18 protein-coding genes are annotated in these 24,746 nt (G+C 61.4%); 10 read left to right on the top strand and 8 right to left on the bottom strand.

Annotated elements, in window-relative coordinates:
- Window positions 1-148 precede the first annotated feature (148 nt).
- Window positions 149-1,009 carry a histone deacetylase family protein gene (locus PXH66_RS06825; protein WP_330932281.1) on the top strand — a complete coding sequence of 287 codons (861 nt, stop codon included), beginning with the start codon at window positions 149-151 and terminating at the stop codon, window positions 1,007-1,009.
- A gap of 56 nt (window positions 1,010-1,065) precedes the next feature.
- Here the strand turns inward: PXH66_RS06825 and PXH66_RS06820 are convergent, their stop codons facing one another.
- From PXH66_RS06820 to PXH66_RS06795, 6 genes are all read right to left on the bottom strand, one after another.
- Entirely contained in the window at window positions 1,066-3,207 is a 2,142-nt protein-coding gene (locus PXH66_RS06820) for a TonB-dependent receptor (protein WP_330932280.1), read from the bottom strand.
- 25 nt (window positions 3,208-3,232) lie between these two features.
- Window positions 3,233-4,162 carry a DMT family transporter gene (locus PXH66_RS06815; protein WP_330932279.1) on the bottom strand — a complete coding sequence of 310 codons (930 nt, stop codon included), beginning with the start codon at window positions 4,160-4,162 and terminating at the stop codon, window positions 3,233-3,235.
- A 5-nt stretch (window positions 4,163-4,167) separates the two neighbouring features.
- Window positions 4,168-4,413, bottom strand: coding sequence for a TM1266 family iron-only hydrogenase system putative regulator (locus PXH66_RS06810; RefSeq protein WP_330932278.1), 246 nt, complete (start codon window positions 4,411-4,413; stop codon window positions 4,168-4,170).
- A gap of 230 nt (window positions 4,414-4,643) precedes the next feature.
- A complete protein-coding gene (locus PXH66_RS06805) occupies window positions 4,644-6,410 on the bottom strand; it encodes an NADH-dependent [FeFe] hydrogenase, group A6 (protein WP_330932277.1) in 1,767 nt (588 codons plus the stop codon).
- 27 nt (window positions 6,411-6,437) lie between these two features.
- Window positions 6,438-8,426 (bottom strand): NADH-ubiquinone oxidoreductase-F iron-sulfur binding region domain-containing protein, encoded by a 1,989-nt coding sequence (locus PXH66_RS06800; RefSeq protein ID WP_330932276.1) that lies wholly within the window; start codon window positions 8,424-8,426, stop codon window positions 6,438-6,440.
- On the bottom strand, window positions 8,423-9,091 hold the full coding sequence (locus PXH66_RS06795; protein WP_330932275.1) for an NADH-quinone oxidoreductase subunit NuoE family protein: 669 nt from the start codon (window positions 9,089-9,091) through the stop codon (window positions 8,423-8,425). The genes PXH66_RS06800 and PXH66_RS06795 overlap by 4 nt, the downstream gene beginning before the upstream one ends.
- Window positions 9,092-9,477: 386 nt before the next feature.
- On the opposite strand from PXH66_RS06795, the gene PXH66_RS06790 reads away from it, so the two are divergent.
- Entirely contained in the window at window positions 9,478-10,470 is a 993-nt protein-coding gene (locus tag PXH66_RS06790; RefSeq protein WP_330932274.1) for an L-threonylcarbamoyladenylate synthase, read from the top strand.
- A 36-nt stretch (window positions 10,471-10,506) separates the two neighbouring features.
- On the opposite strand, the gene PXH66_RS06785 is transcribed toward PXH66_RS06790, so the two are convergent.
- Window positions 10,507-10,932 carry an MDR/zinc-dependent alcohol dehydrogenase-like family protein gene (locus PXH66_RS06785; protein ID WP_330932273.1) on the bottom strand — a complete coding sequence of 142 codons (426 nt, stop codon included), beginning with the start codon at window positions 10,930-10,932 and terminating at the stop codon, window positions 10,507-10,509.
- A gap of 498 nt (window positions 10,933-11,430) precedes the next feature.
- Here PXH66_RS06785 and PXH66_RS06780 point away from each other — a divergent pair, with 498 nt between their 5' ends.
- The 8 genes from PXH66_RS06780 to PXH66_RS06745 all read left to right on the top strand — a co-directional run bounded on the left by PXH66_RS06780 (window position 11,431) and on the right by PXH66_RS06745 (window position 23,881).
- Window positions 11,431-13,938: an ABC transporter permease gene (locus PXH66_RS06780; protein WP_330928997.1), complete on the top strand. Its 2,508-nt coding sequence runs from the start codon at window positions 11,431-11,433 to the stop codon at window positions 13,936-13,938.
- 39 nt (window positions 13,939-13,977) lie between these two features.
- Window positions 13,978-16,416: an ABC transporter permease gene (locus PXH66_RS06775; protein ID WP_330928998.1), complete on the top strand. Its 2,439-nt coding sequence runs from the start codon at window positions 13,978-13,980 to the stop codon at window positions 16,414-16,416.
- 59 nt (window positions 16,417-16,475) lie between these two features.
- The gene (locus tag PXH66_RS06770) at window positions 16,476-17,255 is read left to right on the top strand and encodes a DUF4097 family beta strand repeat-containing protein (RefSeq protein WP_330928999.1); all 780 of its coding nucleotides are present in this window, start codon (window positions 16,476-16,478) and stop codon (window positions 17,253-17,255) included.
- A 128-nt stretch (window positions 17,256-17,383) separates the two neighbouring features.
- A complete protein-coding gene (locus PXH66_RS06765; protein WP_330929000.1) occupies window positions 17,384-19,468 on the top strand; it encodes a tetratricopeptide repeat protein in 2,085 nt (694 codons plus the stop codon).
- Window positions 19,465-21,297 (top strand): carbamoyltransferase family protein, encoded by a 1,833-nt coding sequence (locus PXH66_RS06760; RefSeq protein ID WP_330929001.1) that lies wholly within the window; start codon window positions 19,465-19,467, stop codon window positions 21,295-21,297. Before PXH66_RS06765 ends, PXH66_RS06760 begins: the two co-directional genes overlap by 4 nt.
- Window positions 21,298-21,336: 39 nt before the next feature.
- The gene (locus PXH66_RS06755; RefSeq protein ID WP_330929002.1) at window positions 21,337-21,750 is read left to right on the top strand and encodes an SxtJ family membrane protein; all 414 of its coding nucleotides are present in this window, start codon (window positions 21,337-21,339) and stop codon (window positions 21,748-21,750) included.
- Between the two features lie 190 nt (window positions 21,751-21,940).
- Window positions 21,941-22,135 (top strand): DUF5989 family protein, encoded by a 195-nt coding sequence (locus PXH66_RS06750; protein WP_330929004.1) that lies wholly within the window; start codon window positions 21,941-21,943, stop codon window positions 22,133-22,135.
- Between the two features lie 6 nt (window positions 22,136-22,141).
- Window positions 22,142-23,881: an arylsulfatase gene (locus tag PXH66_RS06745; RefSeq protein WP_330929005.1), complete on the top strand. Its 1,740-nt coding sequence runs from the start codon at window positions 22,142-22,144 to the stop codon at window positions 23,879-23,881.
- A gap of 133 nt (window positions 23,882-24,014) precedes the next feature.
- Here PXH66_RS06745 and PXH66_RS06740 read toward each other — a convergent pair whose 3' ends face one another.
- Entirely contained in the window at window positions 24,015-24,407 is a 393-nt protein-coding gene (locus PXH66_RS06740; RefSeq protein WP_330929006.1) for a hypothetical protein, read from the bottom strand.
- Window positions 24,408-24,746 lie beyond the last annotated feature (339 nt).

Genomic DNA, 24,746 nt, shown 5'->3' with positions numbered 1-24,746 from the left:
TTGCTACGGCAATCGTTCGAGTCTACCCCAAAGCTATCGAATCGCCGGTGGTGGGACAAGCTACTTTGTGGTCTTTCGCTTGTGCAAAATAGCGCGGTCGCGATACGGTCAGGACGTGTCGGCGAGGCTCGCCGACGGGTTGGCAAATATGCATCTTTTTCACGATCCCCGCTGTCTTGAGTTTGGCTCCGCCCACCACCCGGAGCAGGCCAATCGCGTGTCGCGCACCGTGGCTTATTTGCAGCGCGCACATCCGGATTGGACCTGGCACCTACCGGCGGCGGCGACGGACGAAGCGATCCTGCGCGCGCACACAACGGAGCATCTGCAACGCCTGCCCGGGCGCGAGGATTTCGACGAGGACACGCCCGGACACGAGGGCATGGACGGGCACGCCCGCCGATCTGCGGGAGCGACGATCGCAGCGGTCGATGCCGCCTTGCACGGTGACGGTCCCACCATGGCCCTGATGCGTCCGCCCGGACACCATGCCACGGCGGGTGATGCGATGGGGTTTTGTTATCTCAACAACGTGGCCATTGCGGCACTGCACGCCAAAGTCGCGCATAGCTTGGAACGCGTCGCGGTGTGGGATTTCGATGCGCACCACGGCAACGGCACCGAAGCGATCCTATTGAACCGTGCGGGCATCCGGGTCACGTCGGTGCATCAGTATCCCGGATACCCCGATACGGGTATGATGAGTCGGGGAAATTCCTACAACTGGCCGGTCCCGGCCAACTCGCATCGGCAAGATCACCTGCTGGCGCTCAAGGCATCGCTCGACTGCGTGCAGGCGTTTCAGCCTCAGTTGATTTTGGTCTCGGCCGGCTTCGACGCCTACCACGGCGACCCCCTGACGGAGCTGCTGCTGCAGACCGCCGATTTTGCACAACTGGGCAACTGGCTGCGCTCCACCGGACTGCCCGCCGCGGCGACGCTGGAAGGCGGTTACAGCAGTCACCTGCCCCGCTTGGTGGATGCCTTTCTCTCGGCCTGGGTTGGCTGATCCATGGGAGTTCTCGCCCCAACCGACGCGACCGCATTTGAGTCCGGGGCGTCACGCTAGAATTTCCATTCGGCGGAAGCGTAGAGCGTCCGACCCGGGCCGGGAATACGTTCGCCAGCGTGCAGGTCACCACTGCCGGGACGCCCCGCGGGGACCGGACCGCCGACCGGAGGCGTGAGGTATTCGTAGTGGTCTTGATTGAAGAGGTTTTTTACGCCAAATTGTAGGTGAAGCTGCTCGGTCACTGCCATCTCGGCTTGCAGGTGCCAGAGCGTGAAACTCGCCGTATCCGCGTAGATCGGCGCGTTGACGGGATCGGGGTTGGTGCGTGGGGCAACGTGACGAAAATTAAGGCTCAAACGGCATTCGCGATTGGCGATGATCGGACTCAAGCGCAGACCGCCGGTGAGTTCCCAAGGCGGCACCTCAGCCAAGTCGGCATGAGTATCCGCATTGCGAGCTTGGGTGAGACCAAACGACAGCGGAAACTCCACGATCGGCGAGGGTCGCCAGATCGCGCCCACTTCGCCGCCCCAGAACTGGGCGTTGATCGGTCGGTAGCCAAAGACCGTGTTGGGCCCCAGCGAGCCGACGGATTGGCGGCTGATGTAGTCGTCGACGTGGTTGGCAAAGAGATCGACCGTCGCTTGCACGGTCTCGGTTCCCCACCGGACACCGGTGGACAGGCTCCATTGCGTTTCCGGATCGAGGTCGGGATTGCCAATCTCCAGTCCGCCGCCCAGCGCGGGCAGCAGCGCGCGGTAACGTTGGCCGATGTCGGGCGCACGAGTGGCGAGTCCGATCCCAGCATAAGCGGAAAGCGGACCAGCGGGATCGTGCGCCAAGACGGCATTGGCCGAGGGCAAAAACACCTGGCGAGAGACATCGCCGGCCGCAGGTCCGTTGTAGGTGATGAATTGCTCGCGCACGGTGCGCCCGAGGGCCCACTCCTCGGCGGACAACGCATCACTGCGCACCGCATCGAGCCGCACGCCCAGCCGCAGGGAGTTTTCCGGACTGATGTCGGTGGAGGATTCCGCGAAGACCCCGAAGTCGTCGACGGTGGCATTGGGCCAAATGTGATCGAGCGGATTGCTGCTGACGCGGCGGGTGGCGTTGCGCCGTTGGTAAGCGTAGTCACCGCCGAAGGTGAAACGGGTGGCGTCGGCGGACGCGAGATCGAAGGCCAGACCCGCAGAAGCGGTTTCGGCCCGGCCGTGATTGACGATGAGAAACGGTGGAGGCGGCGGGTGGTCCTCGTTGGTCAGAAAAGGTGTGGTCACGCCATAGCCACCGCGGAGCCGAATCGATTCGAACCGGCCGGTCTCGGGTTTGATAACGTGCGCCAGCGTGAGGAAAATGCTCGGGGTGTCTTTGTTATCGAGTGGAAGGGAGATGTTTTCACTGTCGATCAAACGCCGATAAACCACGCCCAGTGTCGTGCGTTGGCGGGGCGCGGACATGACCCCGAGGTGAAGGGAAGCGCCCCACTCCCGCAGATCGGCGGCGACGTCCCTCCCTTGTGCCGATTCATAGTTGCCAAATTCGTTACGGAACAGGCCGACGCGATAATCCATCCGTTCGCCCGCCCCCTGCACCGCGGCTTCGACGGCGGAACCGGCATGGGTCGCGTCGTAAGAAGCGCGGAGGTGGCCATGCGAAGCAATGGCGGTGGCGTATTCATTATTTGGCCACGGATCGAGCGACAGCGCAATGAGTCCGCCGAGATTAGGCGGACCGAGAGCCAGCGACGGCAGGTCCTTGTGCACGGTGATGCTGGTGGCATTGACGAGGCCGAGCTGGGCCAGCGGTGAGACCGTGCGCGTGGGCGAGCCGTTGAGCAGGGGCAATCCATTGAGACTGGTGCTGACCCGATCGAATGCCTGACCGCGAATGTTGGGCTCGATGGCTTGGGACCCACGACGTTGGGCAGCTACGTTCGGCAAGGCGGTGATCGCATCGGCCAACTGCTCCGCCTCGATGCGGGGTGCAAATTGGGACGGAAATGCTACTTGGGGTTGAGCGTGAGACGCGCCCCATACGGGGAACACCGGCAGAAGATTAACCTCCGAATCGGCCGACTCGGAGAGTTCGCTGACCGGAACGGTTTGCGCCGGGAGCTGACCCAGGAGCAGGCATCCGCCCGCCCATGCCGTGGCTAGCCAGTGGCGTGATGAGGTTGGCGTTAAAGGTGTCATGAGCTTGGACCTCCGTGGGTTGGGGTTATCCGATAAACAGGCCGGCCAGGCCGACGATCGCCAGGGCAGCTCCGACGAAAAAACGCCGGCGGGGCCAGCGCCCTTCCATCAATCGAGCCAAGGGCGTGGCCATGAGCGGCGCGGTCGATACCACCGTTTGAACGAGACCGGCCGGCGCGAGACTGAGCGCCCATTGGCGGGCCGTGATGCCGAGCACCGGGCCAAACGTGGCATTGAGCAACACCCAGAGCCACGGCCAGTCGGGTCCCCAAGTGCCAAGACCGCGGTCGCGCGCCTTTTCCACTTCCGGCATTTCGCTGCGCGGCAGTAACGTCGGCCAAAGCTTGACCAACGCGTAAACCAGCGCGCCGACGGTCAGCCCGCCGATCAGGCGTTGCCAAGCCGCCGTGCCGGGATCGAGTTCGAAGTCGGCGGACTTGGTCAAGGCCCACGCGTGGCGGCTCACCACCATGCCCAGCGCCTGACCGAAGCCACTCACCAATGCCCACCCCAGTCCGCTGATTTTTCGTTTTTCACCGATGTCCGACGGAAACCCCGGAGCCAGCCCGACTACCACGCCCACAAGGACCAATGCCATGAACCCGAGCTGGCTCGCGAGCACGGTCGTGCCCAGCCATCCCCACTCGATCACCAGCGCAAACACCGCCGTGCTGCACTCCACCACCAACAAACTCAACGGCGTGCCCAGTCGCGGCAGACTGTGAAACATGGCCACGCCACCGATGCCGAATCCGAGCAGACCGCTCAGGAAAAACCACTCGCTCGCCGGTCCGTGCCAACCGCGTCCGTAAACCAACGCCCAGAACCCGAGCAACATCACGGCCACCAACAGACGCCAGACGTTGGCCCGCAGGCTGCCCAGCAGTCGGGCGGACCGGTTGGCACACACGCCGACCAGGGCAAAACAGAGGGCGGTGAGCAGCGCGGCGAACATGACGTCTAGCCGGCCAAACCGGATTTGACCTGCACACCCTCGACCTGGCCGAGGCGACCCGTGAGTGCGCCGAGCTCATCGGTGGACATATCGACGATGAGGGTGATGACGCTGTGAGTGCCGCGGGCCCGCGGGAGACCCATGCGACCGAGGATGCCGTCCCCGTGATCGTGTAGAATCGCATTGATGCGCTCGGACGCTAGCGAGCGGTCCTGGACGACGATTCCAACAAAGCCTAAACGTGAGTTCATCGGTGGTCCTCGTGACGGCGTGGTCCCAAAAAAGACGTCCCGGATCGAAGCGAACCGGGACGTCGTGAACCCACTGTCACGAACCACTCGACCGATGAGTGGTCCGAAAGAGATAATCGGGTCTGAGAGCACTCCCTTGTCCGCAGGTCGCAACCCTTGGCGCAGGAACTAGGACCGTTCTGTCGTGGTTAAAATTTAATTATGGGCGGGGGGTTATCCGGCTCGACCGGCTAGTTTTTATAAAGCGGGCGCGGCGTGTAGTTGGTGTGCAACAACTCGTGCGCCCGGTGACTGAGAGGCTTTTCGAGGAACTCAGCGTAGATGCGCTTGATCTCGGGATTCTCGTGCGAGAACCGGACCGCGCAATCGCGGTCGTCGGCATAGAGACCGGCAATGCGCTGCCGGCGCACCTCGTCGCTGACGCCGTAGGGTTGGCCGCCACCGCCGATGCAACCACCCGGACAGGCCATGACCTCGATGAAGTGATAAGGCAGTTCTTCGCCCTTTTCGCGCGCCGCCCGGACCTTGTTCAACACCGCCTCAACGTTGCCCAATCCGTGCGCCACGGCGACTCGCACCTTCGTGCCCTTGATATCGATGGTGCCCTCTTTCACGCCTTGAAGTCCGCGCACGCTTTCGAAATCGATCGCCTTGCCGGTAAGGTTTTCACCGGTGACGTAGAAATAGGCTGTGCGAAGGGCCGCTTCCATGACGCCGCCGGTCGCGCCGAAGATCGTGCCGGCTCCGGAGTATTCGCCCAGAATGCTGTCGGCGTCTTCATCGGGAAGCGCTTTGAAGTCGATGCCGCTCTGCTTGATGAGACGCGCCAGTTCGCGCGTGGTGAGCACGACATCCACATCGTGGAAGCCGGAGGCCATCATCTCGTCGGTGCGCTCGAGTTCGTATTTCTTCGCTGTGCAAGGCATGATCGAGACCTGATAAACCTTGGCGGGATCGATCTTGTTTTTCTTGGCGAAGTAGGTCTTGGCCATGACGCCGAGCATCTGTTGCGGGGACTTGGCGGTGGAAAAATTGTCGATGAAATCGTAATGCTTTTTCTCCATGAAGTCCGTCCATGATGGACAGCAGGACGTGATGAGCGGGAGCTCTCCCTTGCCGTGAACGAAGCGTTCCACGAACTCGCTCGCTTCCTCGACGATGGTGAGATCGGCGGAAAAATTGGTATCGAACACCGCTTTGAAACCGAGACGGCGCATGAAGGCGTAAATCTTCTTGGTCAGGTTGGTGCCGGGCGGATAACCGAACTCTTCGCCCAACGCCACGCGCACACTGGGTGCGATCTGCACGGTGCAGTATTTATCGGGATCGGCCAGGGCGTCCCAGACGATCGATACATCGTCGCGCTCGACGATGGCACCGGTCGGACAATGTGCGGCGCACTGACCACACTTGATGCAGGGTGACTCGGCCAACGTGATGTCACCGGCGGGGGCCATGCGCGTATTGATGCCGCGCTCGAGGAACGACAGCGCCCAGACGTTTTGCACCTCCTGGCAAACCGTGACGCACCGACCGCATTTGATGCATTTGCGGAAATCGAGCACGATCGAGCCATTGGAATTGTCGCACGGCAGATCGCGCACGGTGCGCTTGATCACATCCTGACGAATGCCGAAATCGGCCGCCAGTGATTGCAGCTCACAATTGCCATTGCGGCCGCAGGAAAGGCACTCGTTGGGGTGATTGGAAAGAATGAGCTCAATGACGGAACGTCGGATCTCCGTGAGTTCGTGATCCTGGGTCACGATCTCCATGCCGTCTTCGAGCGGGGTTGCGCAGGCTCGCGGAAGCTTGCCGCTGCCTTGGAGCTTCACGATGCACAGGCCGCAAGCGGCGGTGGCGGGAAGATCCTGATGTTTGCACAAGGTCGGAATCTTGATGAATGCCTGCCGCGCGGCATCCAGAATACTGGTGCCGTAGGGAACCTCGACCGGTTGGCCATCGATGGTGGCTTTGACCGTTTTGGTTTGGATCATGGTGTTTCCTTTTTCGGGTCAGGGTTGTCAGGCGGTGGCGGCGACGGTCGCGGTGATCGGACCGGCGGCCCGCGCTTTTTTCATTTTGCGAGCGTAGGGATGACCGCCTTCGATGTAGGCATTGTATTCATTTTCAAAATACTTGAGCGTGGACAGCACCGGGTTGGGTGCAGTCTGGCCGAGTCCGCAGAGGGAGGCCTTCTGCATGGCGACACAGATACGGCGCAACATGGCGACGTCGGCGGGTTTGCCACTGCCCCGGGCAATTTTCTCCAGCAGCTGCAACAATTGATAGCCGCCCACGCGGCAGGGCGCGCATTTGCCACACGATTCGTCGACGCAGAACTTGAGGTAGAATTTGGCCACATCGACCATGCAATCGGTTTGATCCATCACCAACATGCCCCCCGAGCCCATGATGGATCCGAGCGCCTTGAGCGCCTCGTAACTCACGCCGGTATCGAGCAGTTTTTCGGGAATTACCCCACCCGAAGGCCCGCCGGTCTGGATGGCTTTGATGTCGTTGCGATCGTGCATGCCGCCGCAGATTTTGAACACGATATCGCGCAGCTTCGTGCCCATCGGCACCTCCACCAGCTGGGCGTTGCGGATCTTGCCGGTGACGGCAAAGACCTTCGTGCCGGTCGATTCCTTCGTGCCGATGCCAGCATACCAGGCCCCGCCTTTCGCCAACACAGCCGAGGCCGCGGCGAGCGTTTCCACGTTGTTGATCGAGGTGGGTTTACCCCACAGTCCGCTCACCGAAGGGTAAGGCGGACGCGGGCTCGGACTGCCGCGCTTGCCTTCGATCGACGCGATCAACGCGGTCTCTTCACCGCAGACAAATGCTCCCGCGCCCAAGCGCACCTTGGCATCGAAACTGAAACCACGGCCGAGAATATCCTTACCCAACAGTCCCGCCTGCCGAGCCGCGACGATCGCCTTTTGAATGCGTTCGATCGCCATGGGATACTCCGCGCGAATGTAGAAGTAGCCCATCGATGCGCCGATTGAGTAGGCCGCCAACATCAAGCCTTCGAGCACCGCGTGAGGGTCCCCTTCGAGCACACTGCGATCCATGAACGCACCGGGGTCTCCCTCGTCGGCGTTGCAGATCACGTATTTCACGTCTGCCGCCACTTTGCGCGTGAGATCCCACTTCAACCAAGTCGGGAATCCGGCGCCACCCCGGCCACGCAGCCCGCTCTCCTTGATCTCGGCAATGCACGCCTGAGGCGAACCCGCCAGCGCGCGGTTCAGGCCCTGATAACCGCCGTGACTTACGTAGTCATCGAGATCTTCGGGATCGATGATGCCGCAATTGCGCATCACCACGCGCTCCTGCAGCACCGGCGCGTCGTAGCGCAGGTTTTCGATCACATCGTCGTGCTCCACCGATCGTTCGACGATTTGCGCGACCTGGTCGGTCAAAACGTTGCTGTAGGTGATCCCGGCAGGAAACACACGCACCACGACGCCCTCATCGTAGACTCCCACGTCAAGGGCCCGGACGACCTGCACGCGTTCCGCCAGCTTCCGTCGTTTCAGTTCCTCCTGCAGCGTGAATTGGAAGAATTCGGTCCGGTCGTTGTCCTCGCAGCTGGTGTCCTTCACCAAAATAAAGCGCAGGTCGTTCGGCTTGAGCAACGCCGCGCGCGCTTGCGCGGTGTCGGGATAGGTCAGCATATGATCATCGACCAATCGCCCTCCGAGGATGTGCTCATCGAGGATGCGCTTTGCCACGTCCACATCGACCGCACCGTAAAGCGTCGGAGGCATGTTCGCGACATTCACTTCGACGATCGGGTCGGCCCAGGAAAGTCCGTTCGAGCCCACGCGACTCACGGGCGGCATCCGGTCCAGTTTTTCGGATTCGTCATCGAAATACTGATACACGAGTCTGGCGCCGGCGGCGATGCCACCGGTGTCGAGGCCGACTCGCAGATAAGGTTCCCCGAAAGTGGGTTGGGTCGCGGTGTAACGATTCAACACCTCGGGGGTAAACGTCGTGCTCATACTTTGGCCTCCTCGAGTTCGTGCGCGGCATCGGTGATGATTTCCCCGACGTCGCCCGGTTTGAGTTTCCCGTAGGTTTTGCCATCCATGACCATGGTCGGGCTGAGCCCGCAGCAGCCGATACAGCGCACGGTTTCGAGATGAAACTGGCGGTCGGCCGTGGTGCCGCCTTCGGGCACGCCCAATTGTTTTTCGAGCTCCGTGAGAATGCCGGGCGCGCCCTTCAGGTAACACGCCGTGCCCATGCAAACGGTGACATTGTGCTTACCCGGCGGAGTGAGTTTAAAGTAGTGGTAGAAGGTGATGACCTCGTAAATGCGCGCCAATTCCACGTGCAGGGCCCGGCTCAGCTCCATGGCGATCTCGCGCGGCACGTATCCATGCTGGTTCTGGATTTCGTGGAGAATCATGATGAGGTTGCCTTCCTCGTCCCCCCACCGGTCGATACAAGCCTGCACATCTTTTTGGACGTTGCTCTCGATCTTGCGTTGCAGGCGATGGAGTCGCTCCAGCCGGAGGGCCAGCACCTTGGCCAGTTCGTCGGAGACATCACGCGGGATGAAACCGTGCTGCTGCTCGATACTGTCCAGCAGTTGCGAGAGTTCGGACTCAGTGCCGCCTACCGCAGAGAGCCGGTTCACCAATTCCTTCGTCGTGTGTTCCATACCGAGCTTGAGGGGTTGATTTTAAGGCCTGGCGGAGGCTATTCAACGGGGCGAATAGGCCGGCGTCGGGGCGACTGTTCTGTTTACGGCATGGAATCTATCATAAGACATTCTGCTTTTGCAATTATTTCATATCACTTTCGCTAATTTTAATTCACAAGGTGCGGTCCACATAAAATGAAGTTATTTTAGGTAGACCTTCCGAGGCAGGCCGCCCGTGTGCCTGATAAACCCGGTTGGGGCCCGTTGCGCACGAGTTGAAGTTAAAGTGGAAGCAATCGGATTCCCGCGATGTGTGGTTTCGGCCTCGGCCCCATTGACGCGATCCCACCGGACATGACGCGGGACTTTCCTTCTGCCTTCGTTCTGATCAACTTCCTCGCTCCATGTCCCCCGCTCTCGTCACGCGTCTCTATCAAGGCACTCCGCACAATCTGCGGATGCTCGGCGCGCGTCTGCGGCGCGGGGAACTCGTGGCCGCCCCGACCGAAACCGTCTACGGTCTCGCGGGTGATGCCATGAATGTCGCGGCCTGCGAGGCGATCTTTGCCGCCAAGGAACGGCCGGCCAACGACCCGTTGATCGTGCATGTGCGGCAGCGCGCCGAAGCCAAAAAACTGACCCGTTGGAACGACGCCGCCGAAGCAGTCGCCCGCGCTTTCTGGCCAGGGCCGCTGACCATGGTGCTGCCCAAACGGGAGCACGTGCCCGATATCGTCACCAGCGGTCGCCCCAGTGTGGCCATCCGCATGCCGCAGCATCCCCTGTTTCGAAAGCTTCTGGCCGCGGCCGACCGTCCTCTCGCCGCCCCCAGCGCCAATCCATTTGGCTACATCAGCCCCACCACCGCGCAACATGTGAAAGCCAGTCTGGGCGGTCGCATCCGTTCCATTCTCGATGGAGGTCCGTGCGCCATCGGCATCGAATCAACCATCGTCGATCTACGCGATCCCGCCCACCCAACGGTTTTGCGACCCGGTGCCATCACCGCCGATCAACTTTCCAGAGTGCTCGGCGTCACGGTCCGCGCTCCCAAGGTCAACACCGTGAGTCATTCCCAGGCGGCCGACGCCCCCGGCATGCTGGAGCGGCATTACAGTCCGTCCACGCCCCTCACGTTGCACGACACGTTGCCCGGTTACACCGGGACACGCGAGGCCCGCGTCTATTTTCATCGTGCTGACCTGTCAGGATCGAATGAATACAGTCTTTCCACCGATGGCTCCGGAGAATCAGCGGCCCGACGCATGTTCGCGATGTTGCGCGAGTTGGATGCCGGCGATTGGTCGCACATTCACCTGGAACGCGTTCCGCGCGAAGACCCCTGGGCACCGTCCGTAAACGACCGACTCCGCCGCGCCGCCGCACGATCGTCCTGAACAAGCTCGTTCCTACGTTCCCATCCCGTCGTCCTCTCAAGCCCAGGGGTCGAAGAGGACTTTGATCGCTTGTTGAGTGCGGAGCATTTCAACACCCGACACGTAGTCGGACAGCGGGAGCGTCGCGGAAATCAAAACCCCGAGATCGAGTTGGGCTGTTGCTATCGCGCTCAGGGCGGTTTCAGCCGCCAGACGGTTGTGATCACCGTAACCGAGCAATGTCACCCCGGGTCCCCACATCAGCGCGCCGTCGTATGGGATCTCACCTCGCACGACTCCAAACAACGCCACGGCCTCCTTGGTGCGGTGGAGCAAAAACTTCACCGCAGGCGGGACTCCCGTGCAATCAATCGCCATATCGAGCGCCTGATCGTTCCCGCGGTTGGCGGCCCATAAGCCCTCGTCGGAATCAACGGTTTCCGAGGCGCCGACGTTCAATGCCAGTTCACGACGTGAAGCCACGGGAACGAAGGAGGCGAACTTAGGGGACATTGTTTGACTCTTGAGATAATTGAGTGGGATTCAGCGTTCGCACGAATTCTCACTCGCCTCCAAGGCTGAACCGGGAACTCGGGTTCGTATCTTTTCATTTCTATTCCGCAATGCCCGTCGAGTGCCAAACAACATCCATTCGATTGAGCATGTTTTGCCGGGCGGTGGCCAGCTTTCAGCGTGAAGATACTTTGGGCAGATTTTCGGAGCGGAGCGATTTCATCGAATTTTTCCTTCGTTTAATCGAGTCGGTAGCCGCGTTTGGAAGCGCCCCACCCCGTCCAGATCGTCCCAGTAATGGGAATTCCTGATCTCAAGTCTGGGGCGTGTGAGTTCGTCCCCTAGAAACGAAGGGTTCTTTAGTTATTTCCATACTGAGACTTATGAAAGTCATGACGACGTGGCATGGCGGCTGCAAACGTTGGCAGCACATTCGCCTGACTTCTTCCGCTTCATCTTTGCTTCACCATGTTCGAAACGTTTTTCCAAGACCTTAAAATCGGCTTCCGGGTCCTCATTAAAGAGAAGTCGTTCTGCGCCCTCGCGGTGCTGGTGCTGGGTCTGGGCATCGGCGGCGTGACCACCCAGTTTGCGGTGGTTAATGGCGTGTTGCTGCACGCGTTTGAATTCCCGGGGGCGGATCGGCTGATGGATGTAAACATCGTCCAGCGGGAGAACTTCACGCCCAGCAATTTTCGGAACCAGATGTTGTCGCAGGACTACGCGGACATGCGGGAGCACCAACAAAGTTTCGAATATTTTACGGCCTACCTCAATGGCTCGACCGTTAATCTCACTTACCAAAGCCAACCACGTCGACTCACCGGTGGCTACGTGACCCACGACTTCTTTGATGCCGTGGGGGTGTTCCCGGCGTTGGGTCGGGACTTCCTGCCCGAGGACGACCAGCCGGGCGTCAACAAGGCCGTGATCATCAGCGATGCTTTGTGGAAGCGTGACTTCGGAGCCGATCCCAACGTCATCGAGCGCACCGTGAATGTGAACGGCGTGGCGGGCACGATCATCGGCGTGATGCCACCCAAGTTCAATTTCCCCGCCAACGAGGAGGTGTGGCTGCCCCTGCATTCGTCGTTTCCGGTGCGTCCGCGCAACGATCCCAATGACATCGGCGTGGCAATACTCGGGAAACTTCGCCCCGGGGTGAGCATTGATCAGGCCCAGGCCGAGGTCACTTCGTTCGCTGCCAATTTCGCCCAGGAGTTTCCCGATACCAACAGCCCGTTCACCCTCGGTTATGTGCGCCCATTGATCGCCACGTTCACGGGTCCACAGCTTACGGGGATGTTGCTCATCATGCTGGCATTCTGCGTGGGCGTGCTGCTGATCGCGTGTGTCAATGTCATGAACATGCAGTTCGCCCGGGCCACGTTGCGGGCCAAGGAGCTGGCGATCCGATCGTCACTCGGCGCGACGCGCATCCGACTCATTCGCCAGATGTTGACCGAGAGCCTCCTGGTGGCGTCGATCGGCGCATTGCTCGGCATCGCGATCGCCGCTTGGTCGGTCGATTTTATCGATGCCGCGGTGCACAACGCCGCCAATCCCATCCCGTCGTGGATGACGTTTGAACTTTCGGGCAAGGTCCTCGCATCCGTGCTGGTCGCCACCACGTTGTCCGCCTTGGTGTCGGGCTTCGTGCCGGCGTGGATTTCGTCGCGAGCCAGCTCGATCGAGGTGCTCAAGGAGGGCGGGCGCGGCAACACGTCGCGCTCGTTCATGATCATCTCCCGCGGGTTGGTGGTCTTTCAAATCGTGATGACGTGCGTGCTGCTGATCGGCTCGATGTTGCAGCTTCAATCCATTCGCAACCAGCAGTCCGTCGATTTCGGCTACGACACCGGCAGCGTGCTCGCGGGTCGCATGGGGTTGATGGAGGGCGACTACCCGACGAACGCGTCCCGCCAACAATTTTACGAGACGCTCGTGCGCGAGTTGCGGGCTTCGGGTCAGTTTGAATCGGTCGCGCTGACCAATCGATTCCGGATGGTGTTTTCGGGCAACGGGCCGATTGAGATTGAGGGCGAAAAATATCTGGAGGACTCCGATCGCCAGATCGCCAACTTCGAAAACATCACGCCCGGCTATCTCGAAACGCTCAATCTGCGCGTGCTCGATGGCCGGGACTTCACCGAGAATGATTCGGACCAGAACGCCCCGGTCGCCATCGTGAACGCGTCTTTTGCCCAAAAGCACTTCGGCCATGAATCGCCCATTGGTCGCCGGTTCCGCACCGTTAATGGCAACGGCACCACGATCGGTCCGTGGCGGGAGATCATCGGCGTCGCCGCCACGGCGCGAATGCAGGGCCCCTTCAACACCCAGGTCGATGACTCCGGGTTTTACCTCCCCTACTTCGCCACCGCTTTTGGTCCGGTATTGGATGAACCCAACGCCAACCAATTTGGCACCGTGGTGGTGCGCCCGCGCGGCGGCCAACGTCCCGAGGCGTTGGTCAACCAGTTGCAGGCGCTCGTGAACCGCGTCGACCCCAACCTGCCCATGTATTTCGTGGAGACCCCCGCCACCACGCTCGACGCGTTGATGTCGCAAAATCGTCTGGTCGGTAACATGTTCCTGCTCTTCGGCATCGTGGCCGTTGGCCTTGCCGCGGTCGGACTGTATGGGGTGATGAGTTTTACGGTCAACCAACGCACCCAAGAGATCGGCGTGCGCATGGCACTGGGAGCGGACAATCGCACCATCCTCGGCATGGTCATGCGCCAGGGGGCGATTCAAGTCGGCATCGGTCTGGCGCTCGGACTCAGTATCGCGCTGACGATCGCATTCATTTTCGGCAGCGGGCTGAGCACCGTGCTCATCGACGTCAGTCCGAGTGACCCGCTGACCTATATTGGCGTAACGTTATTGCTGTGCGCCGTAGCGGCGGTGGCGGCATTTGTCCCCGCCCGCCGCGCCACCCGCGTCGATCCCATGATAGCGCTGCGCGCCGACTGACCCCTCGCACCACCCCGCATCACCCTACGACTTTCGTTCATGCTATCCTTGATTCGCCAATCGGTCCGTCGTCTTGTTCGCGAGCGCGGTTTCACCGCGACCGTGCTGCTCACGCTCGCTCTCTGTATCGGCGCGAATGTCGCCATTTTCGCCGTGGTCGACGCCGTGCTGTTGCGGCCGTTGCCGTTTCCCGAGCCGGATCGACTCGTTACTCTGCGCAACTCTTACCCGGGCGCCGGCGCTCCGCTGAGCGGCGCATCGTTGCCCAACTATTTCGACCGCCGCAACGGGGCCATTCCCGGTTTCGAGTCCGTCGCCATCGTGCAAAACAGCAGTGCCATCATTGGCGAGACAGGCTCGCCTCAACGGGTCGCCCGCGACCGTGTTTCCCCGGAATTTCTGGAAACCCTGGGCGTGCCGCTCGCCCGGGGCCGCACGTTCACGGATGACGAACTTGTTTACGCGAACGCTCAAGTGATGATCATCACGCACGAGTTTTGGCAGACTCAGTTCAATGGCGTGAACGATGTCCTGGGTCGCACTCTCCTGGTCGATGGTCAGACGGTCGAGGTGGTGGGCGTGTTGCCTCCGGGCTTTCGCTACCTCGATAGTGAAGCGCGATTCCTGACGCCTTACGCCTCCGGCGAGGACGAGCGCACGCCGCAATCGCGTCACTCCAATAACCACCGCATGGTGGTGCGTCTGGCTCCCGGAATTTCGGTCGAGTCGGCCCAGAAACGCATGGATGCCTTCAACCAAGCGCTGCTGGAGACCGACCCCAACAAGGAATTGGTGATCGACGCGGGCTTCCGCACCATTGTCACCAGTCTGCGCGCCGATGCCGTGCGCGATGTGCGCGATATGCTCGTGCTGCTGCAGGCCGGCGTGCTCGCGCTGCTCGTTATCGGCGGGGTGAATCTCGTCAATCTGCTCCTCATCAGGGCGCATGGTCGCACCAAGGAGTTTGCCGTGCGGCAGGCGCTCGGGGCCGGCACGGGACAACTCAGTCGCGACGTGCTGATCGAGACCATTTTGCTGGCCTTGGCGGGCGGCACCCTGGGCGTGCTCGGCGGCATTTTCGCGATCGATTTGTTGAGTGCCTTGGGCACCGATCAACTTCCCCTGGGCGTCACCATCGCATTTGACTCCCGGGTCGGTCTGGTCGCGTTGGTGGGATCCTTGATGGTGGGCGTATTGCTGGCCGTGCCGGTGCTGCTGCTCAGTCTCAAACTGAACCTCGCTCGCGCCATTTCCACGGAATCGCGCGGCGGCACCGTTTCGCGTGCGGCGCAGCGGGTGCGCCATGCCTTTATCGTGGTGCAGGTCGCGCTCGCATTCACGTTGCTCTGTGGCGCGGGACTGCTGGGCGTTTCGTTGCAACGCGTGCTGCACAATCCGCCCGGCTTTCAACCCGACGCGGTGTTGACCGCTCGGTTGCAACTGCCCTGGGAATCCTATCCCAACGCGGAAAAACGGCAGGCATTTCTCGAGCGCGTTGAAAGCGAAATCCGCGCTCAACCCGGTGTCACCCACGTCGGCTTCACCGATGGCCTGCCGTTCGGCGGCGATGTCAGCGACAACGCCACCGTCGTCGAAGGCGTGGAGCCGGCGCCGGGCGAATCCATTCGCACCCACTTCAGCTCATTCGCGATGGGCGACTACTGGGCCGCCCTAGGCATCCCCGTGTTGCGTGGACGCGTCCTCACTGCCAGCGATCAGATCGAGGGCAATCGGGTATGCGTGGTCGATCAAGCGTTCGTCGACCGCTACTGGCCGGACGGCGCGGACCCCATCGGTCGCCGACTCGCTCTCGGTGTGCACTTGGACGACGAAAACGCGCTGAGAATCGTGGGGGTCGTCGGCACCATCAAGCAACGGGACCTCACCGACACCGCACCGCTCGGTTCCGTATATTTGCCCTATCCCGAACGTCCGCGGCAACGCATTGCGGTCGCCATCAATACGGTGCTACCGGCGGCTCAGTTTGCACCGTCGTTGCGTCGCGTGGTGGCCGGCATCGATCCTTCTCTCCCGGTGGACGATATCAGAGTTCTGAACGAACGCATCGAGGACAGTCTCTTGATCCGCCGTTCTCCCGCGATGTTGGCGGGGATTTTCGCCGGAGTCGCACTCCTCCTCGCCGCGATCGGCACCTACGGCGTCCTCGCCTACGCCGTCGGGCAACGGCGGCGCGAGATCGGCGTGCGCATGGCGCTTGGCGCCCTCCCCGGGCAAGTGCTTCGCCAGTTTCTCGCGCTCGGCTCCAAGTTGCTGCTGTGCGGTCTGGCCCTCGGGGTGGCCGGAGCTTGGGCGACTGGACGCGCCATCCAGAGCGTGCTCTTTCAAACCGAGGCTTTTCACTGGGGTGTCGCCCTCGGCACGGCCGCCGTGTTGGCGACCGTGGTATTGTTGGCGACGTTGCTCCCTTCCCAACGCGCCTCCCGGGTTTCTCCATTGGAGGCCCTCCGCGAAGACTGATTTCCCTCTGCCAATTAATTCTGCAACCTTACGGCTGCCGCCGGGTTATTGACACCATCATGAAGACCAAAATTATCCCGCTACTCATGCTCGCCTTGGCCTGCGCCTCCACCGTTCACGCCGATTGGTTTTCCCGCACGAAATACCGGGAACCCATCCACCGTGAAGGTGCGTTCAACGCCGACGGCATCCTCACAATCGAAAACGTCAACGGCAAGGTCACCATCGAAGCGTGGGATCGAAACGCCTACGTCATCGAAGGTGAGAAACGCGCCAAGGACGAAGACGACCTCGACCGCATCGACATCAAGTGGTCACTCGACGACGATCACATCGGCATCAAGGTCAAGCTGCCAAAAAAGAAGGGCTTCTTCAGCATGGGCACCATCGATGGCCGGGTCGATTTGGTGATTAAAGTTCCCGCCTCAGCTCATGTGCGCGACGTGCAAACCGTCAATGGTGCGCTCAAGATCACAGGTATGACCGGCCGCGTGAATGCGTCCACCGTCAATGGCAGCATCGACGCCACCAACCTCGGCGGCAGCGCCAAAATCCACACGGTCAACGGCGGCGTCCGCGCTCACTTCGCCCAGCTGAATCCCGATGCCAATATCGAGTTCAACACCGTCAATGGCGGCGTAAAAATCTATCTTCCGGAAGGAGCTGGAGCGACCCTCAAAGCATCGGTCGTCAATGGTCACATTGAGACCGACATGCCAGTTATGATGCAAGGTCGGGTCGGCAAAAAGAGCCTCAACGGCACGATCGGTGACGGCGGCGCCATCATCGAAGCCAACACCGTGAACGGCTCGATTAAGTTCGCCCAAAGCGATCGCTGACCTAATTCACCGTCGGCTTCATTTACGGCCGTTATTCGCCGGTCTGCCGTGACGCGGAGCGCCCGTCGGTAGCGGACCTCAACCTGCTCTCGACTGCGCGCGTCCGTCCAGCCTAACTCGGGCGGTTCATGCCGTCCGCATCCTCACCCCGCCCCTCCCGATCCTGGCTCCCCAAGCTGCTGCTCGCCGTGGTTTCCCCGCTGTTGTTTCTCGGGGGACTGGAGCTGGCTTTGCACATCGGTGGCGTGGGCCATGACCCGCATTTCTTCATTCCCGAGGACGGCCAACCCCCCGGCACTTTCCGCAGCAACCCTCGCTACACGGAGCTGTTTTTCCCCGCTTCTTTCGGGCTGAAGCCGGTGAATTTTCGCATCACCCGCGAAAAACCCGCCGGCACGATTCGCATTTTCCTCCTCGGTGAATCGGCCGCCATGGGCGTGCCCGAACCGGGGTTTGGCATCGCGCCGCAATTGGAGGCCTTGTTGCGCGACGCGCATCCCGATCAAACCATCGAGGTGTTCAATCTCGGCATCACGGCCATCAATTCCCACGCCATTCTGCCCATCGTGCGGCAAGCGGTCGATTTTGAGCCCGACCTGCTGGTATTCTACATGGGCAACAACGAGGTCGTTGGTCCCTACGGCCCCGGATCCGCCATCACCGACTCCTCCCCCCCGCTCGCACTCATCCGGGCAGGCGTTTGGGCCAAGTCCACGCGCACCGGCCAACTGCTGCAAACGATCATCACCATCGCCGGCAATGCAGCCACCCGTCACCGGGACTGGCGCGGCATGGAAATGTTTGCCGAAAAAACCGTGCCCGCCGGCGACCCGCGTCTCGAAAACGTCTACCACAACTTCGAAGCCAACCTGCACGACATGCTCGCTGTCGCCGCAGATGCCGGCATTCCCGCCGTGGTTTCGACCGTCGCGGTGAACGCAGTCGATTGTGCGCCCTTTGTTTCCCGCCCCGACGAAAACGGCGTGGAAGCGGAAACACACTTCCGGCAAGGTCGGGAACTGCTCACCCGGAACGAAACCGTCGCGGGTCTCCAAGAACTCCGTCTCGCACTGGAGTTCGATGCGCTGCGATTTCGGGCCGACGAACGTCTCAATCAAATCATCGCCACCGTCACCGCCGATTCGCCCGGTGCCCATCTGGTGGATACGGGAGCCGAACTCGAACCCGGCGGTCGCACCCTGTTTTTCGAACACGTGCATCTGACGTTCGCGGGCAACTACGCCGTGGCGCGCGGCTTGGCCCGGCAAAGTCAAAAGATCTTGTTTCCGCACCGCTCGTCGCAGGCGTGGGCCGCGCCGGAGGAGATTGCCGCCGCGACCGGATTCACCGTCGCCGGTCACCTCTCGCAGTGGAAGTCGATGAACGATCTGGTGACTCGTCCACCATTCACGGGACAGTCGACCTACGTCGAGGATCGCACCTTCGCACTGCGCACGATGACTGCGCTCGGGGAACGGATCACACGAGGTGGTCTCGCCGCCGCCAGCGGAGCCGTCGACGCCGCTCGGCTGGCCCACCCCGAGTCCTCGTTTCTGGCCTTTCACGCGGCCAAACTGGCGACCGAACAGTCCCAACACCAACGCGCTCTGCAGCTACTGGATGATCATGACCGAATCGCGCCGACCTCGGCGGAGGCGACCGTCTTGCGCGCATTCCTACTCGCCCATCTCGGCCAGTCCGCCGCAGCCGTCGATCTGTTGCAGGAACTCGCGGACACGGATCCATTTTACCCTCAAACCTACCCTCTGCTCGCCTCCATCTGGGCCAGCCAACGCGCCTTCCCTCCCGCGCGGGACGCGTTTGCCCGGTGGGTTGAAGCTCAACCCAACAATCGCGGCATCCGACTCGCCTACGCCCAGGTTCTGGAAGCCGCGGGCGAACCCGACGCCGCCGTGGCCCAATGGGAGGCCGTGCTCGCCATCGTGCCCGACGACGAACGGGCGCTGTTGCCGCTGATCAAATTTCTGCTGGCCGAGGATCGCTTTGACGACGCCGTGGACCGGATGCGGCAAGCCCATGCCTACAACCCCCGCAGCTTCGCCAACAACGATCGACTTGTGCAGGTGTATCAGCAAAAAGAAGACGCGACCGAAACCCTGCGCTTTATGCGCGACCTGCTGGCCAGTGGTCCCGTTTCCCAGGAACTGCGTCGTGCTTTTAACCAACTGCAATCCCGCTCCCCGTCCCCATGAGCACCTATATCCTCGGTCTTTCCGCCTTTTACCACGACTCGGCCGCGGCCCTGGTGGTGGACGGCATAATCGTGGCCGCTGCACAAGAGGAACGCTTCACCCGCCGCAAGCACGACAAGGGATTTCCCCAGCACGCCATCGACTATTGCTTGCGCGAGGCGGGCATCACGGCCGCGGAGCTCGATCACGTCGTGTTCTACGAAAAACCGTTCCTGCGTTTCGAACGGCTGCTGGAAACTTATCTCGGGGTCGCTCCGACCGGGTTTGGAGCCTTTCTCAAGGCGATGCCGCAATGGATTCATCAAAAGTTGCAACTGCCGCGCGAAATGAACCGGGGGCTCGGCGGTCTCTACCGCAAACCCTACGTTTTCACCGAGCATCATGAGTCCCACGCGGCGAGCGCCTTCTTCCCGTCACCGTTCGAAGAGGCGGCCATCCTTACCCTCGATGGAGTCGGCGAATGGGCCACCGCGAGTATGGGGCGCGGTCGCGGACATCGGATCGAGTTGACCCACGAACTGCACTTTCCGCACTCGCTGGGCCTGCTGTATTCAGCCTTTACCTACTTTTGCGGCTTCCGCGTAAACTCTGGCGAATACAAACTCATGGGGCTCGCCCCCTACGGCGAGCCTCGCTACGTCGACACGATTTTGCAGCACTTGATGGACCTGAAGGAGGACGGTTCCTTTCGCCTGGACCAGTCGTATTTCAACTACTGCCAGGGTCTCACCATGACGTCGGAAAAATTTGCCCGACTTTTCGAGGGACCTCCGCGCTCCCCGGAGTCGGAACTTACTCCCCGCGAACTCGATCTGGCGGCCTCGGTGCAGGTCGTGACCGAGATGATCATGTTGCGCATGGCGCATCACCTGCACGCGCTGACCGGCTCTGCCAATCTCTGCCTCGCCGGCGGTGTGGCGCTCAACTGCGTGGGCAACGGGCGCCTGTTGCGGGAGTCGCCGTTCGAGCGCATCTGGATTCAACCCGCGGCCGGCGACGCCGGCGGAGCCTTGGGAGCCGCTCTCTTCGTCTGGCACCAATTGTTGGACAAGCCCCGTCCGCTCACCCAACCCGATGCCCAATCCGGTTCGTTGCTCGGCCCCGCCCCCGATCCAGCTGATATCGAATCGACCTTGCGGCAACGGTCTGCCGTCTACACCCGGGCCCGCGACGAGGCCGACCTCTGCGATCGTGTCGCCACGTTGCTCGCGGAAGGCAACGTCGTCGGCTGGGTCCAGGGACGCATGGAATTTGGTCCGCGCGCGCTCGGCAGTCGCAGCATTTTGGGCGATCCCCGCGATCGCAAAATGCAGAGCAAGATGAACCTGAAGATCAAATTCCGGGAGTCCTTCCGGCCTTTCGCCCCCATCGTGAAAGCGGAATGCGCCTCCGACTATTTCGACCTGCTTCCCGGCCAGGAGAGCCCTTACATGTTGATCGTGGCTCCCGTGCAGGAAGATCAGCGCATCGAGGACGATCAGCCCGCCGAAGGTCTCGCCCGGGTCAATGACGTGCGCTCCACGCTCCCGGCCGTGACTCACGTGGACTACTCCGCCCGTATCCAAACCATCGACACGGCCCGGTCGCCCCGGCTGCACCGTTTGCTCTCGGCCTTTGAGGCGCAGACGGAATGTCCGGTGTTGATCAACACCAGTTTCAACATCCGCGGAGAACCGATTGTTTGCACCGCCGCGGATGCCTACCGTTGCTTTTTGGCCACGGGCATGGATGCCCTCGTCATCGATGATTTCATTCTACTCAAGGACGACCAACCCGAAGAATCCGTCGACGCCCACACGGCCTATCTCGCCCGTTTTGGCAAAGACTGAATCCAACGTCCCGTCTCCCCGCACGACACCATCGCCCTCATGAGTCTCATCAAAATCAACCGCCACCCGACCACCAAAGATCTGCGAGTCTTTGCCACCCTGTGGTTCTTGTTTCTCGGTGTCTTCGCCGTCGTCGCATTTCAGCGCGATCTCACGTTGCTCGCCCGGGTGCTCGGGGCTGTGGCATTCGCGGTGGGTCTGATGGGCTGGGCCAAACCGCCATCGGTGCGCTTGATCTATCTCGGGGCCGTCTTGGTCACATTTCCCATCGGTTTCGTGCTCTCGCACGTCATCCTCGCGATCGTTTATTATCTCGTGATCACACCGATCGGCATACTCATGCGTCTCCTCGGCCGCGATCCGCTCAACCGCAAATTCGACCCCAACCGCAAATCCTACTGGGAACCCAAAACCGATAAGCGCACTCCCGCCAGTTACCTCCGTCAGCACTAGTTTCTTTAACCACGAATGGACCCTGTTAGGCACCGATGCGGAATAGTTGATGTTCAATTTGTGGTTATCCGTTTCGACCGTCCGCAATTCATCAGGATGGGAGAGCAATTTGGTTTTACCCACCGCGGGTTTGATCTGTGTTTATCTGAGTCCATCCGTGGTTAAAAACCTCTGCCCGCAGCGCTCCACCATGTCCAAGCCTGATCCCTCTTTCGAAGAAGCCTCCCAACAGCCGCAAAAAGGCGTAATCGCTGAGTTCTGGGACTTCGTGATCCACAACAAGAAATGGTGGCTCACCCCCATCATCATCGTGCTGCTTCTCGTCAGCGCATTGGTCGTGCTCGGGGGGTCGGGCGCGGCTCCGTTTATCTACTCATTGTTCTAGCATGTGATGCGTGACTGGCTGATCGGATTCGCTCTCACCGCAGTCGCGGCGTGTTGCGCTCAGCCCAACATTGTGGTGCTGTTGGCCGACGATCAGGGCTGGGGTGACCTCGGCTATCACGGCCATCCCACCATCCGGACGCCGGCCCTCGACTCTCTGGCTCACGACGGCGCGCACTTTGAGCGGTTCTATGTGCAACCCGTCTGTGCCCCGACCCGCGCCGAATTCCTCACCGGTCGCCAGGCGCCGCGCACCGGCGTCATCGACGTAAGCGAAGGGGCCGAGCGACTGGCCCTGCGCGAGCATACCATCGCCGATGTGTTTCGCGCGGCGGGCTACGCGACCGGTTGCTTTGGCAAATGGCACAACGGCTCTCAGCACCCCTACCACCCGAACACCCGCGGATTCGACGAGTTCTACGGATTCACGTCCGGCCACTGGGGCAGTTACTTCGACGCGACCATGGATCACAACGGCGAGTTGGTCACCGGCTCCGGGTATCTGGCTGACGACATCACCGATCACACCCTCGCCTTCATGGCCGCACAGACCGAAGCAGGACGCCCGTTTCTGGCCTATCTCGCCTTCAATACACCCCACGCCCCCATGCAGGTCCCCGACGCCAATTGGAACGACTGGGCCGATCGCGATATTCCCGCTGAACACCGCTATTCCGCCCGCGAAGAGCGAGAACACACCCGCGCCGCACTCGCCATGGTGGAGAATCTCGATGCCAATGCCGGGCGCGTCCTCGCCGAGCTCGAACGCCTCGGCATCGCCGATAATACCATCGTGGTTTACTTCACCGACAACGGCCCCAACGGCTGGCGCTGGAACGGTGATCTCAAGGGCCGCAAGGCATCGACCGACGAAGGAGGTGTGCGCTCGCCTCTCTTCGTTCGCTGGCCCGGGCACATCCCACCTCGCACCACCGTCACTCCGCTCGCCTCCGCCGTGGATCTACTGCCCACGCTGGCCGAGCTCGCCGCAGTCGACCTGCACCCGCCCCTGCCGCTCGACGGAGCCAGCTACGCCGCCGTGTTAACCGGCACTGGCGACGCCCCCGCGCCGCGCCCGGTATTCACGTCCTGGCGCGGCGCGGTGAGCGTGCGCACTCAGCGCTTCATGCTGGACGCCAAGGGCAACCTCTACGACCTCGCCGCAGATATTCGCCAAACGGAGGTCGTGACCGACCAACATCCCGCCGTCGCCGCACGGTTGCAGCAGGTCGTCGCCGCCTGGCGCGAAGACATCGCCGCCACTGCCGCGCCCGCCATTCCCGCCATTCCGGTGGGCCATCCAGCCGCAGCGGTGACTTACCTGCCGGCTCGCGATGCGGTCCTGCACGGCGGCCTAAAACGCTCCAACCAATATCCCAACGACTCCTACGTGCTGAACTGGCGTTCGACCGTCGACAAACTCACGTGGGACATCGAAGTGATCGAACCCGATCGTTTCGCCGTAACCATACACTACACCGCCCGCACTCCGGGCGCGATGTTGGAACTGACCATGAACGACGCGAAGAGCAGCGGACGCATCCCCACGGCGTGGGATCCACTCGAGACCGGCATGGAACACGACCGAGTTCCGCGAGCCGAGTCCTACGTGAAAGATTTTCGCGCGTTTTCGCTGGGCGAAATCGATCTCCATCGCGGGCCCGGCAAACTTACGCTCACCGCTCCCAATTTCCCCGGCGAAACCGCCCTCGACTTCAAACGGATCTCGCTCCGTCGCGTAAATTGATATCGCAAGCGCCTGCGAACCAACCAGGGCTCTCGCCCCAGGCTCACTCGGTAGGGCGTGCTCGCCGTGTAGCGTGCCGTTGCGGTGTGTATTTTCTTTTCAAGGGGGACACCGCTCCCCGACAACGCCCGACTTACTTCCGCTTCAGATGCAGGAAGAGCTCACCGTTCGCGTAATACTCGATGTAACTCGCGGACGTTTGGATGCGATCGGTCCAGGTATTGGCGGCGCGACCGGAGTTCTCCTGCGCGACCAGCACCTCATCTCCGGTGAACCACTTGCGGTAACCCGCGCCCATTTGCATGGAGATTTTCATCGTGAGCTTATCGTTACGATGGGCGGGCTGCAGCATGATGAAAATATCGTCGCCGCTGACACGCACGTCTTTGATGACGGCTTCATCGAAGCCCACGGCTTCCCATGGCCCCCAGCTCTTCGTCTCCGCTTTATCGGCGGCGAACAAGTTCGCCGAAACGAGCGCGAAGAAACTCAAACTCACCAAACCAAGAAAACGTAGACGATTCATGAAACGAATCGTGATCTTCTCGCCCCACCATGCAAGCCGGACGAAGCAACATTTTCAGCCCCTTGGTTCCCGCCCATTCGGCACCGTAGCGGCGAGCTCCCTCGCACTCGGCCTGCTCCGCCGCACCACCAACGAGCCCTGAAGGAACCAAGCGAGCCCAGCCAGCGCAACAAACGGAATCCGAGCCGCCCTACCCCATCTTGGTGGTCGGAAAGTGTAACCATAATGGTTACACTTTCCGCCAGTGTGAGGCAGCAGGCGCCGCTTTCGGGGCCGGCGGTTGCTTTACGTGAGACGCACGCCACCTTGCCATGACCGAGCGCGAACGACGCGATGATA

It is taken from the genome of Synoicihabitans lomoniglobus (assembly GCF_029023725.1).
Taxonomy (GTDB): Bacteria; Verrucomicrobiota; Verrucomicrobiia; order Opitutales; family Opitutaceae; genus Actomonas; species Actomonas lomonigloba.
Note: the sequence above shows the minus strand (reverse complement) of the source record. Positions and strands in the feature narration are given on the sequence as shown.